The sequence below is a fragment of the Vreelandella piezotolerans genome, assembly GCF_012427705.1.
Taxonomy (GTDB): domain Bacteria; phylum Pseudomonadota; class Gammaproteobacteria; order Pseudomonadales; family Halomonadaceae; genus Vreelandella; species Vreelandella piezotolerans.
The window spans coordinates 1,428,997-1,441,719 of the sequence record NZ_CP048602.1 but is presented as its reverse complement, the minus strand read 5'-3'; the positions used below and the strand labels follow the sequence as shown (position 1 = coordinate 1,441,719).

The 12,723-nt window shown below is 56.2% G+C and carries 11 protein-coding genes; 4 read left to right on the top strand and 7 right to left on the bottom strand.

Annotated elements, in window-relative coordinates; genetic code table 11:
• The first annotated feature begins 3 nt into the window (after window positions 1-3).
• A complete protein-coding gene (locus GYM47_RS06620) occupies window positions 4-456 on the top strand; it encodes a universal stress protein (RefSeq protein ID WP_139528430.1) in 453 nt (150 codons plus the stop codon).
• A 52-nt stretch (window positions 457-508) separates the two neighbouring features.
• On the opposite strand, the gene GYM47_RS06615 is transcribed toward GYM47_RS06620, so the two are convergent.
• A complete protein-coding gene (locus GYM47_RS06615) occupies window positions 509-2,428 on the bottom strand; it encodes an ATP-binding cassette domain-containing protein (protein ID WP_139528429.1) in 1,920 nt (639 codons plus the stop codon).
• Window positions 2,429-2,581: 153 nt separating this feature from the next.
• Here GYM47_RS06615 and GYM47_RS06610 point away from each other — a divergent pair, with 153 nt between their 5' ends.
• A complete protein-coding gene (locus GYM47_RS06610; RefSeq protein ID WP_153843930.1) occupies window positions 2,582-3,586 on the top strand; it encodes an AraC family transcriptional regulator in 1,005 nt (334 codons plus the stop codon).
• Between the two features lie 11 nt (window positions 3,587-3,597).
• On the opposite strand, the gene GYM47_RS06605 is transcribed toward GYM47_RS06610, so the two are convergent.
• The 5 genes from GYM47_RS06605 to GYM47_RS06585 are packed head-to-tail and all read right to left on the bottom strand — an operon-like array spanning window position 3,598 to window position 10,479.
• Window positions 3,598-5,250: a fatty acid--CoA ligase gene (locus tag GYM47_RS06605; protein WP_153843929.1), complete on the bottom strand. Its 1,653-nt coding sequence runs from the start codon at window positions 5,248-5,250 to the stop codon at window positions 3,598-3,600.
• Window positions 5,251-5,288: 38 nt separating this feature from the next.
• Window positions 5,289-6,473: a beta-ketothiolase BktB gene (gene bktB / locus GYM47_RS06600; protein ID WP_153843928.1), complete on the bottom strand. Its 1,185-nt coding sequence runs from the start codon at window positions 6,471-6,473 to the stop codon at window positions 5,289-5,291.
• A gap of 40 nt (window positions 6,474-6,513) precedes the next feature.
• On the bottom strand, window positions 6,514-7,659 hold the full coding sequence (locus GYM47_RS06595) for an acyl-CoA dehydrogenase family protein (RefSeq protein WP_153843927.1): 1,146 nt from the start codon (window positions 7,657-7,659) through the stop codon (window positions 6,514-6,516).
• Window positions 7,659-9,206: a fatty acyl-CoA synthetase gene (locus GYM47_RS06590; RefSeq protein WP_153843926.1), complete on the bottom strand. Its 1,548-nt coding sequence runs from the start codon at window positions 9,204-9,206 to the stop codon at window positions 7,659-7,661. Before GYM47_RS06590 ends, GYM47_RS06595 begins: the two co-directional genes overlap by 1 nt.
• A gap of 43 nt (window positions 9,207-9,249) precedes the next feature.
• Window positions 9,250-10,479, bottom strand: a complete 1,230-nt coding sequence (locus tag GYM47_RS06585) for an ABC transporter substrate-binding protein (protein WP_196781582.1) — start codon at window positions 10,477-10,479, stop codon at window positions 9,250-9,252.
• Window positions 10,480-10,701: 222 nt separating this feature from the next.
• Between GYM47_RS06585 and GYM47_RS06580 the strand changes: the two genes are divergently transcribed.
• Together GYM47_RS06580 and GYM47_RS06575 are read left to right on the top strand one after the other, a co-directional pair.
• On the top strand, window positions 10,702-11,547 hold the full coding sequence (locus GYM47_RS06580; protein WP_231125664.1) for a TatD family hydrolase: 846 nt from the start codon (window positions 10,702-10,704) through the stop codon (window positions 11,545-11,547).
• Window positions 11,548-11,567: 20 nt separating this feature from the next.
• Window positions 11,568-12,047, top strand: a complete 480-nt coding sequence (locus tag GYM47_RS06575; protein WP_153843924.1) for a hypothetical protein — start codon at window positions 11,568-11,570, stop codon at window positions 12,045-12,047.
• Here GYM47_RS06575 and GYM47_RS06570 read toward each other — a convergent pair.
• Window positions 12,044-12,622, bottom strand: coding sequence for an elongation factor P hydroxylase (locus tag GYM47_RS06570; RefSeq protein WP_153843923.1), 579 nt, complete (start codon window positions 12,620-12,622; stop codon window positions 12,044-12,046). The two genes, GYM47_RS06575 and GYM47_RS06570, sit on opposite strands and share 4 nt — an antisense overlap.
• Window positions 12,623-12,723: the final 101 nt, after the last annotated feature.

Genomic DNA, 12,723 nt, shown 5'->3' with positions numbered 1-12,723 from the left:
GCCATGAGCTATCGCCATATCCTGGTCGCCGTCGACTTAACCAAAGACTCTCACAAAATCCTTGAGCGTGCGGTGGCGATTGCCGAGCGCAACAACGGCGCGAAAATTTCGATCATGCACACTCTGGAACCCTTGGGATTCGCCTACGGCGGCGACATACCCATGGACCTCACCAGCATACAAGACCAGCTCGATGATCATGCCAAAAAACGCTTGGCTGACATTGCTGCTCCCCACGTCGACGCCGCCGATCAACACGTAGTCGTGGGTATGCCTGACACCGAGATCCACCGTTTCGCCGATGAGCATAACGTCGACTTGATCGTGGTCGGCTCCCATGGTCGCCACGGTTTCGCGCTGTTACTGGGCTCTACGTCGACCGGTGTTCTTCACGGCGCACAGTGCGATGTGCTCGCCGTGCGTGTGGGTAAAAAAGGTGAAAAAAGCGACGAGTGACTTGTCAATCTCAAAGGCCCCTCACGGGGCCTTTGGCATTTCACTACGCGTTCTATTCTCCGTTCGCCATGGCTTCTAACTCCATCCAGCGCTCCATGGCACTATCCAACGCTTGCTGGGCCTTCTCGAGTGACTGTAGCTTGGCAGTGACCGCCGTGGCTTCCTGCTGATAAAAAGCGGGGTCGCCAATCTCTTTCTCAAGTGCTTCCACGTCACTCTCTAGCCGTTCGATATCAGCAGGCAGCGCATCCAATTCACGTTGAAGCTTGTAAGAGAGCTTGACGGTTTTTTTCGCAGGCTCCGCCGCCATTGCCGGTGGCGTTTTTTCTTCCGCTGCGCGAGTAGGCTCCGTTTGTTGACGCGCTGCCCCCTCCCAGGGAGCGGGCGGCAGCTGCCCTCCTTGACGAATCCAGTCGGTGTAGCCCCCCACGTATTCGCGCACACGCCCTTCACCTTCGAAGGCCAGCATGCTGGTCACCACGTTATCCATGAAGGTTCGGTCGTGGGAAACCAGAAGCAGCGTGCCATCAAAATCGAGCAGTAGCTCTTCGAGTAGCTCCAGGGTTTCCATGTCCAGGTCGTTGGTGGGCTCATCCAGCACCAACACGTTAGCAGGCTGCGTGAACAACTTGGCTAAGAGCAGGCGATTGGACTCACCACCGGAAAGCGCTTTCACTGGCTGACGAACGCGGTCTGGGGTGAACAGAAAATCTTGCAGGTAGCTCATGACATGGCGGTCTTTACCGCCCACGCTAACGCGATCACTCCCCTGGGCTACGTTGTCATACACCGTTTTTTCCAACTCGAGGCCGGCCCGTAGCTGATCAAAATAGGCCACTTTGAGATTAGTGCCCAACTGTACGCTGCCTTCGGTAGGGGCCAGCTCGCCAAGCAATATTTTCAACAGCGTGGTTTTACCGGCACCGTTACGCCCCAAGAAGCCGATGCGGTCGCCACGCATCACTTCCAGGTTCACGTTGCGCAGGATCACCTCATCACCAAAGCGCTGAGTAACGCCTTTGAGCTCGACCACCCGCTTACCGGTGCGTTCGCCACTATCCACCGTGAGATTGGCGGTGCCTTGACGCTCGCGGCGTTGGCTGCGCTCATTGCGCATGGCTTCTAGCGCGCGGACGCGCCCTTCGTTACGGGTACGGCGCGCTTTGATCCCCTGGCGAATCCAGGCCTCTTCCTGAGCGAGCTTTTTATCGAACAATGCATTTTCGCGCGATTCGACCTCCAGCTCGTGCTGTTTGCGCTCTTGATACTCGCTGTAGACACCGGGATAACGCCCGAGCTTCCCGCGATCCAGTTCTAAAATATTCGTGGCGAGTTTCGACAGAAACGCACGGTCGTGGGTGATCAGCAGCACAGCGCCGTTGAAAGCGAGCAGCTGCTCTTCCAGCCACGCGATGGTATCGAGGTCCAAATGGTTGGTCGGCTCATCCAGCAGCAGTAGGTCCGGCTCGGAAACCAGCGCACGGGCCAGCGCCACCCGACGACGCCAGCCGCCGGAAAGTGCGCTCATCTCCGCTTCGGGTGGCAAACCCAGTCGTGTGAGCACGACATCGATACGCTGATGAAACGACCAGCCGTCAATGGCCTCGAGCCGCGTCTGAAGCGTCGCCATGCGATTCATGTCCGGGTCAGGATCGTTGATCAGGTGTTGATATTCCGACAGCAGCTCACCTGCTTCGGGCAGGCCTTGGGCCACCATATCGAAGATGGTCATCCCCGAGGATTCGGGAAGCTCCTGAGCCAGCACGCCGATTTTCAAACCGGGGGCGCGCCAAATGGTGCCATCATCTGGCTGAATATCGCCCGCTACGAGCTTGAGTAGCGTGGATTTACCGGTGCCGTTGCGTCCGACCAGCGCCAGCCGCTCGCCTCTTTCAACCGTCAGGTCGGCGCGATCGAGCAGTACTTGGGTGCCGTAAGCGAGTTGCAGCTGTTCGAGTCGTAACAGGGTCACGCAGTGTCCTCCTTCATCGTGAGGCGCACAGTGTAACGCATGCTTCCGAATTACGATGCACCCTTGTAGAGCCAAGCGAGACAACGTGCTAACGTCACGGAAGGATCACGACTATAAAGCGGTGTTTAAAGATGCGGGCAAGGTGAAATCACCGTGACAGTTACGGTCTCCATGCATTTCGTCAACGAACTCTTTCGTGGCCTTACATTTGCGGGGCAGCCCCCCACGCATTATCTAGTACAGGCGGGCATTTCCCCCTTTTTACTCAGCGCCCCTCACGGGCGTGTTACCGTCGAGCAGTTCGCGGAGTTATATCGTCGGCTGGCCGTCGAGTTAGACGATGAAACGCCGCGCTTTTTCTCCCGCCCGTTACGCTGCGGAACGCTCAAGCTGCTTTGCTTGAGTATGTTGGACGCGCCAACGCTCCAGGTAGCCCTCCATCGCTACACCCAGTTTTTTCGCATCATGCTGGATGACTTTGGCTACACCTTTACCATCGACAACGACCTAGCGAGGATGGCGCTCGAGGAGCATGCGCCGCTGCCGGGCAGCCGTATTTTCGTGCACGAATTAATGCTCAAGCTTTTTCATGGCATCGCTTCATGGTTGATCGCTCGCAAGATACCGCCCGTGTTGATGGAGTGCAGCTATCCGCAACCCACACACAGTGCCGACTACCTCTACTTCTACCCTGGCAAAGTAAAATTCGATCAGCCACAAACGGCCGTTTACTTCGATAAGTCGCTATTGGAGCAGCCTATCCGGCAAACGAAGCGGCACCTGGGGGCTTTTTTACAGCGCGCCCCCGCGGATTGGTTCTATGTCTCGTTTGAAGATCGTTTAGCGACTCACCGGGTGAGAGAGCATCTCAGCCGTCACCTGCCGGATGCGTGTACCGTGCAAGAGGTCGCCGAGGCACTGCATGTCTCCGTTCGAACACTATCGAGGCATTTACGACTGGAGGGGACGCACTTCCAAGCCGTGAAAGATGAGTACCGCCGTGACTATGCGATTCAAGCGCTCACCCGAAGCCATCGGACGCTCGCTTCCATCGCAGAAACGCTGGGCTTCGAGGACTTAGCCTGCTTCAGCCGCGCCTTCAAGCAGTGGACGGGAAACTCCCCTGCCGCCTACCGTAAGGCGCAGGCGACAGGGTGAAACGTTGGCGTTTATATCTCCGTGCGGATGCGCTTTTTATCTAGCTTGCCGACGCTGGTTTTGGGGATTTCATCGACGATACGGATCAGCGAGGGAACGCCCCAACGGTTCAGCTTTCCTTGCGCAACAAACTGCTCCATAAAGCCCTGAATCGCTTCAACGGTAGGCGGTTGCTCGATATCACTGGGCACCACCAGCGCAGCCGGTCGCTCCCCCCATTTATCATCTGCCACGCCAATCACTGCTACTTCAGCAACCCCGGGGCACTGGCTGATATAGCTTTCCAACTCCAACGATGACAGCCATTCGCCGCCCGTTTTGATGACGTCTTTAATGCGGTCGCTAATCGATAGGAAGCCGTGCTCGTCCAGCGATCCCACATCCCCGGTATGCAGCCAGCCATCCTGCCACAGCTCTTCACTGCGCTGCTCTTCTTTATAGTAAGCCTGGGTGAGCCAAGGCGCTTGAACACGCACTTCGCCCACGCTTTTACCATCGTGGGGGAGCGGTTGGCCGTCGAGATCGACCACCTGCAGCCTGACAAACGGCACCGGAAGCCCCGCTTTGCAGCGCCACGGAAGCTGATGCTCGAAGTCAGCCTCAGTGACTTCTTTCGGTAATATATCGGCCGTGAGCAGCGGGCAGGTTTCCGACATCCCGTAGGCGCTACGGGTATCGATCCCCAACGCCCAGGCACGACTTGCCAATGCCTGAGTCAGTGCGCTGCCGCCTACCAGAACCTTCCAGCCAGTTAGATCGACCTTCTTCGACGCAATCGCCTCGGCACTGACCACCATGTTGAGCAGCGTCGGTACACAGTGCGAAAAATCGACCTTTTCACTGACCAGCAGCTTCACCAGCATCTCGGGCTCGTATTTGCCCGGATACACCTGTGTCGCCCCTAACAGCGTGGCGGTGTAAGGGACGCCCCAGGCATGCACGTGAAACATCGGCGTAATCGGCATATACACCTTATCTCGGTTCAGCAGCTCGAAGCCGGGCGCTTGGAACGTGCTGGCTTCACCTAGCGTGTGCAACACAAGCTGACGGTGGGTGAAAAACACCCCTTTCGGATTGCCCGTGGTACCGGTGGTGTAGAACAGGGTGGCCACGCCATTTTCATCGAACGTGGGAAACTCATAGTGGCTGGGTTGCTCAGCCAGCAGCGTTTCAAACTCTCCCACCAGGGGGAGCGGAGTGGTCACTTCCTGGGTGGTTTCCTGGCAGAGTAGATAACCGCGAATATTGGGCAACTGATGGGCCAGCGGTTCCAACAGGGGCACAAAGTCTTCATGCACCAGCACAAAGACATCTTCCGCGTGTTCCATGGTGTATAGGATCTGCTCAGGCGCTAAGCGGACATTCACTGTGTGTAGCACCGCACCGATCATGGGAATGGCGAAAAAACACTCTAGATAGCGGTGGCTGTCCCAATCGAGCACGGCCACCACGTCACCGGCCTGAACGCCTTGTGAGGTTAAAAGGTGGGCCAACTGATGAACACGCTCTTGAAACCGACGGTAGTCGTGACGGGTTTGATCACGATACACAATCTGATTGTTGCCCGCCATGCGCACACCGGACTCCAGCAGATCCTTGATCAGCATGGGAGGGTTGGTGGCAGAGGACGTCGAAGGAAGCAGTTTTGGCGTTATCGTCGACATAAGACCTACCTTTGATTGTTATTGGATACCGGGGCGGCTTAGCGCTCGATCAACAGCGCGATGCCTTGCCCACCGCCAATGCAGAGCGTAATCAATCCAAAGCGCCCCTGAATACGCTCCAACTCATGCAGCGCCTTCAAGATTAAGATGGCGCCCGTCGCCCCCACGGGGTGGCCAAGCGCCACCGCTCCACCATTGGGATTGAGCTTTTCGAGCGGAAAGCCGAGCGTCGCGGCCACTGCCATCGCTTGGGCCGCGAACGCTTCATTGGATTCAATCACATCGATATCGTTGATCGTTAGCCCTGCCTGCGTTAGGCAGCGCTTGACCGCAGGAATCGGCCCTAACCCCATCAGCGATGGCTCCACACCCGCGGTGGTGGCGACTCGAAGCCGCGCACGCACAGTGAGCCCCCGAGTCTGCGCCTCTTCGGCATGAGCCAAGACCAGCGTTGCCGCGCCATCATTAATACCCGAGGCGTTGCCAGCCGTGACCACGCCGCCGCGTTTGAACGCAGGTTTTAGACGTGCTAAATCACCGAGTTCAACACCCTCTCGGACATGCTCATCACGGGCAAAGGCCAGCGTTTGCTTACCTTTCGTCACCTCAACTGGCACGATTTGAGTATCAAAACGCCCTTCTGATATCGCCCGCGCTGCTTTTTGATGGCTATCGAGGGCGAACTGATCCAACTGCTCACGACTCAATCCATACTGCTGAGCGATATTTTCAGCGGTGAGCCCCATGTGACCACTGCCAAATGGGTCGCTGAGCACCCCCAGGGTCAAGTCTTGAAGGGAAGTGTCACCCATACGGATGCCATGACGCGCCTGGGGAGCCAATACGTAGGCACCACGGGACATGGTTTCGGCACCGCCCGCTAAGGCAAGACGGCTATCACCCATGGCAATTTGCTGCGCCGCTGACACCACCGCTTGGACTCCGGAGCCGCACAGCCGATTAACATTAAAGGCGCCGGCTTCTTTAGGGACGCCTGCATCGAGCGCAACATGGCGAGCCAAGTAGGCATCTTGTGGGCCGGTGGTAATAATATGACCGTACACTGAGTGATCAATATCGGCGCCGTCTACCCCAGCTCGGCGTAGCGCCTCTATGGCCGTGATGGTACCTAACTCGTGCGGGGCAAACGTTGACAGCGCCCCGCCAAACCCGCCGATGGCCGTACGTGCACCGCCCACGATGACTACGCTATCCAGCTGCATATCTTCTCCTTGTTGAACATGACACGCTCACGCTTTCCGCCTATTCAGAAGCTTTGCCCAGCAGCGAGCGCGCGATCACTTCTTTCATGATTTCAGAACTGCCGGCATAAATCGTTTGTACCCGTGCATCCAGATAAAAGCGTGAAATGGGGTACTCCTGGGTGTAGCCGTAGCCACCAAATAGCTGCAAGCAGCGATCAATTGCATGGCACTGCAGCTCGCTCAGCTGTAACTTGAGAATAGCCGCATCGGTGCTACTCATGGTGCCTTGTCGATACCGTTCGACACACTGCTCGAAGTAAGCCCTTGCCATCTCTAGCTGGGCTTTAATCTGCGCCAGCGTAAAGCGGGTATTTTGAAAATCGGCGATCCGCTGGCCAAAGGCTTCCCGCTGGGTGACGTACTCAAGCGTTAGCGCCAGCGCCCCTTCTATCGCCCCCAACGCTTGGGCGCCCACCCCCAAACGCTCACGGAGCAGCTCTTGCATGAGATAGCGAAACCCTTCGCCCTCTTTACCCAGTAGCGCGTTGGTAGGCAGCTGTAATTGATCGAAGGCTAGCTCCGCCGTATCACTGGCATGCTGACCTATTTTTTTGATCGGCTTACCCCGGGAAAAACCAGGCAACGTGGTGTCCACCAAAAATAGCGAGACCCCTTTTGCGCCAGCAGTAGGATCCGTTTTTGCGCAGACAATCACCAGGTCAGCTACTTGACCGTTGGTGATAAACAGTTTGCTGCCATCGAGCTGCCAACCCTGATCTGTTGGGGTGGCACGCGTTCTCATTGCGGCCAAGTCACTGCCTGCATGAGGTTCGCTCATGGCAATCGCTCCTAAGCACTCACCTTGAGCCATTCGCGGCAGCCATGTCTCTTTTTGTTCAGGCGACCCCAGATTCAGTACATAGGGCATCACGATATTGGCGTGAATGTTGTAGGCACTGGCAAGGCCACCAAAGCCATGGCGAGACATCTCTTCAAGCGCCAACTGTGTGATGGCAATATCCGCTCCAGAGCCGCCGTACGTCTCCTCTAGATCTATCCCAAGCAATCCAGCGGCTCCTAGTGCCTGCCATAACGAACGTGGAATCTCGCCAGCCTCTTCCCACTGTGGGTAATACGGCGCGACTTCCTGTGCTAAGCAGCGGGTTATCATGGTGTGAAAAAGCGCGTGCGTCTGCTCGTCCATCATGACTCCTTGAGATCATGACGCAGATGGCGCTTTAAAATTTTTCCCGCCGTGCTTTTGGGGAGTGCGTCGGTGAAGACGATCCGTTTAGGGACTTTGTAAGGCGCCATGATGCCTTTGACGTGGTGAATCAGCGTTTCTTCACTGACTGCCTGGCCCTCTTTTAATACCACCACTGCCGTAATCGCTTCGATCCACTTTTCATCCGGCAGACCTATCACCGCCACCTCAGAAATCGCCTCGTGCTTGAACAGCGCCTCTTCCACTTCGCGGCTGGCCACCAACACACCGCCGGTGTTAATCACGTCTTTAATGCGATCAACAATGTATAGATATCCCGCCTCGTCGACATAACCGACATCCCCTGAGTGAAACCAACCGCCTTGAAACGCTTCAGCGGTCATCTCGGGCTTATCCCAGTAACCCACCATGAGCTGCGGCGAGCGATGCACGATTTCACCGTGCTCCCCTGGGGCGACATCGTTTCCCTCTAAATCGACGATACGCGTTTCTACCGTGAGAATCGCACGACCCGCCGATGCCGGGCGCTCAGCATGCTCTTCGGGTCGTAAAACAGTCGCCAAGGGCGCTATTTCGCTTTGGCCGTAACAGTTGTATAACCCCACACCGCTAAAGCGCTGCTGCATCTCTTCGAGTACGGGCACCGGCATAATGGAGGCACCGTAGTAGGCTTTTTTCAGGCAAGAGAGGTCGTGCTGGCCGAACTGCGGATGGCGTAAGAGGCTTATCCACACCGTAGGCGGCGCAAAAAAAGAGCTAATCTTGTGTTGAGCCATGGCCGCTAAGCAGCTTTCGGGCAGCGGCGCCTCCAAAAGAGTGACCGGGGCACCGAGCAGTAATGCAGGCATTAAAAACACGTGCATTTGCGCTGAGTGGTAAAGCGGCAATGCGGCCAACATCGCCTCATTGCCTTTGATATCCAGCTCCACCATACACGCCATGTATTCAGCCATTAGCGCCTGATGGCTCATCATCGCGGCCTTGGGCGCGGCGGTCGTGCCCGAGGTGTAGAGCAGCTGGGCAAGGCTACTCCCTTCTAGCGCGACGTCAGGTTCTTTACTTGAGTGGGACGAACCGGCGCTGGCTAATACATCGAAGCCGCTAGGCTCTACAGCATGCAAGGTGCCATTCACCGTCAGCGTGATGGATTGAGTGGCCTCACACACTTTGTCAGCCAGCGACGCATCACTCAGCACTCCCTTAGCGCCTGACTGCTGCAAAATGTAGCCAAGCTCCTCACTACTCAGGGCAAAATTGACCGGAACATGCACCAGCCCAGCCTTAACCGCTGCCAGCCAAGCAATCACGTAGGCGTCGGAGTTTTTGCCATAAACGGCTAGGCGGTCTCCTGGCACCAGCCCTGCCTCCAAAAGGGCATTAGCCACTTGGTTAGCGGCAGCATTGAGAGTGTGATAGCTCCAAGAGCGCTCAGCGAAGCGAAGAGCCAGCTGCTGAGGATATTTACGTGCGCTGCGGTCAAGCGCAGCGCCAATGGTATTACGATGGATTGAGTCGGTAAGCGTCATGCTAAGTCCTTGTTGTTATGGTCTAAAAGGCTTCAGCGATGGATTAACTCGTTATCAATGGGCAGACGCTTTCAGACAGCGGCCTGAACGCTTCCTCTGCGGGGATAGTCCGCACGATGCGGAACAAGTCATCTTCATTGGCCGACTCTTCCGGTGTTTTCACTTCGACAAGATACATATCGTGCACCATGCGACCGTCTTCTCGGATATAGCCATTCGTGGCAAAGATATCGTTAATCGGCGTATCGGCCATCTGCTGGCGAACCGTTTGTGTATCATCGGTGCCTACCGCGGCAATGGCTTCTAGGTAGTGGCGCGTACTGGAATAAATTCCGGCGTGCACCATGGTCGGCATGCTGCCCGTGCGCTCACGAAAACGTTCCGCCCAGTCACGCGTCTCTTCATTGAGGTCGTAATACCACGCCTTGGTAAACTGCAGACCCTGCGCATTCTCAAGTCCAATACTGCGAATATCAGTACTAAACAGCACCATCCCTGCCAACACCTGGCCTGCCTGGGTAATCCCAAACTCCCCTGCTGTTTGCACTGCGTTGATAGTGTCCCCACCGGCATTGTTCAGGGCGATGACATCCGCCCCAGACGCTTGCGCCTGCAGCATAAACGATGAGAAATCGTTGTTGGGGAAGGGGTGGCGGGCGCGCCCTACGATGGTCCCGCCATTTTCAGTGACGACGCGCTCGACGTCCGCTTCAAGTGCGTGACCAAACGAGTAGTCAGCGCTCAATAAGTACCAATTTTTGTAGCCCTCTTGCGTAATCGCTTTAGCAGTACCATTAGACATTGCCCAGGTGTCATAAACCCAATGAATATGATTGGGAGAACAGTGCTCATTGGTCACTCCAGATGAAACCGCGCCGTTCACTAACCCCAGCTTATCGGCCTCTTGCAACAAGCTCACCGCCGCCAATGTGACCGATGAGGCCACCAAGCCTGTGACCATATCCACGTTACGCTCGTCGATCCATTCACGCACGACGCTGGAGCCCACGTCGGGACTATTTCGGTCGTCGGCACTAAACACAACGATATTGGCACCCTGCACGCTACCCCCCACATCTTCTATGGCCATATGAATGGCATCCTCACCAAGGGGGCCGATGGGGTCACGGTAAACCCCAGACATATCAGCTAGATAACCAATACGAATTTCGTTATCCGAGATCCCTTCATTGGCCATTACCTGGGGCGCACAGGCGGCCGTAAGCACCGCAGCGGATAGCGCTGTCATTGCGAAGTGACGTGATAATTGCATGATTTATACCTGTCTATTGTTGTTATTGAAGGAGTATTTACTGTGCATTTATTCGATGGACCCCTTGCATAGTAAAAGTAAACACCCGGCTACTGTTTACCTAACAAGCCAGTTTTTTTGCAATTCGTGCCATTCGTACCGCGTGCAGATTGTAGGCGCATTAGTGGTTGTGAGCCGCCAGCGTTACAATAGCGTTAATGACCCATGGCGGAGGAATACAGTTTGGCAAGCATTGAGGCCGATACGTTTTTACCCGAAGCACTGCAATTTCGCCCCGAGACACCCTTGGTGGACATTGGCGCGAACTTGACCCACGAAAGCTTCCAGCACGACCTGGATAACGTGCTAGCGCGGGCCAAGGCGGCCAATGTTACGACGCTGATCGTGACCGGCACCGATATCGCCCACGCTAAGCAGGCTGTGCACATGGCGCAGCAGTACCCGGGGGTTCACGCAACGGCGGGCGTTCACCCTCATGATGCCAGTGGATGGACCGACACGGTCGCCCAAGAGATGCGACGGCTCTATGGCATGCCGGAAGTGGTGGCGGTTGGAGAGTGCGGGTTGGATTTTAATCGCAATTTTTCCACCCCAGCGCAGCAGGAGCATGCCTTCGAAGCCCAGCTGGCACTGGCGGCAGAAAGCGGCCTGCCACTGTTTCTACATGAGCGGGATGCAGGAGCGCGTATGCGGGATATCCTCCGCCACTGGCGAGATGACATTAGTGAGGCAGTGATACACTGCTTTACGGCGGATCGAGCGACCCTGCATGGCTATCTGGACCTAGACCTACACATCGGCCTCACCGGCTGGATTTGCGACGAGCGCCGAGGGCATCATCTACGCGAAGTGGTGCGCGACATTCCGTTGGACCGACTGATGGTGGAAACCGACTGCCCTTACCTGCTGCCCCGGAATTTGCCTGCTAAATTGAAGGGACGCCGACACGAACCGGCTTTGCTGCCATGGATCGTGCAAGAGATCGCCCGTTGGCATGAGGTAAGCGACACCGAGCTGGGGGCTGCTTCGACGCAGACCGCCCGACGTTTTTTCCGTATTGAATGCTGATGCTTAAAAGGAGCAACTGCGTGGCTGACTATCCTGGCTTCATTGCCATCGAAACAGGCGAAGACCATGGCCTGCCGCTCTCCATTGCCTGGTCGCTGCCCGATGGACGTATCAAACAAACGCTGATTCAGCCTGACGATAGCTGGATCGACGAGGACAGCAACGTCATGGGCGCGTACAGTATCGAAGAGTTGGAGAGTTTGGGGGTCAGCCCGCTGGACGTGATTCGCGAGCTGGAGAACGACCACTTCTCAGCGACTCTCTATACCAGCGATAACGGCGAAGACGAAGCCGCGTTCGCCAGGCTTTTCGATACCTATGGTTTGGATCCTTTCGTTGAACTTGCACCGGCCAAGGTGCTCTACGACCGGTTGGATGCCGGAGAGTGGCATCGCCTACGTAGCGAAGCCTTCAACGATCTTGGCCTGGAACCGATGCGCCCTGAGCACGAAATAGAAGTGATGCTGACCCTCCACCGCCAGTTAAACATACAGGATTAAACCGCGGCACATGCCGCTAGCTGCGCTCTTCCCTTGTCAATGGCGTCATCGAGAGAGGCGTGTTGCTGATAATAGTGCGCCAACGCTGTATGAAAAGCGTTGGCGCGCAGCGGTAACCCCTCATATAAATAGCGCTGCGCTCTTGCAGCGACCTTTGCGGCGAAGGCGTCTCGGTCTACCTCGACCTCTCCCCCTAAATTGTCAACGCTGACGTGAAACGTGCGTCCACAGGCATGAGCGAACAGTCGTTCGAGGGCCTGTGGCGCAATTTCTGCTCGCTCGAAGGCCTGCTGCTGTTCGGCATTCCGACCATCCGGTAGATACCAGTAGCCATAGTCTTCGAGCTGCCGCCGCTTTTCCCCTGCGATACACCAATGACTAATTTCATGAAGCGCGCTGGCAAAATAACCACGAGCAAAAATAACTTGATGGTACGGAAACTCGGCACTTGCGGGACGATAAAGCGGCTCATCGCCCCCTTTGACGAGACGCGTTTGAAACTGCTCTAAAAACACACCATCGAACAGCGCCCTGATATCGTCGAGCGTCCAACGCTCTTTTTCGTGTGTGACCATGTTGATACTTTCGTGATGCATTTCACGCAGTATACCCCTGCCCCTCCACAAGGCTAAAGAGGAGACGGCAAAGCACAGCGACTCCTGCTACTCTATCGACT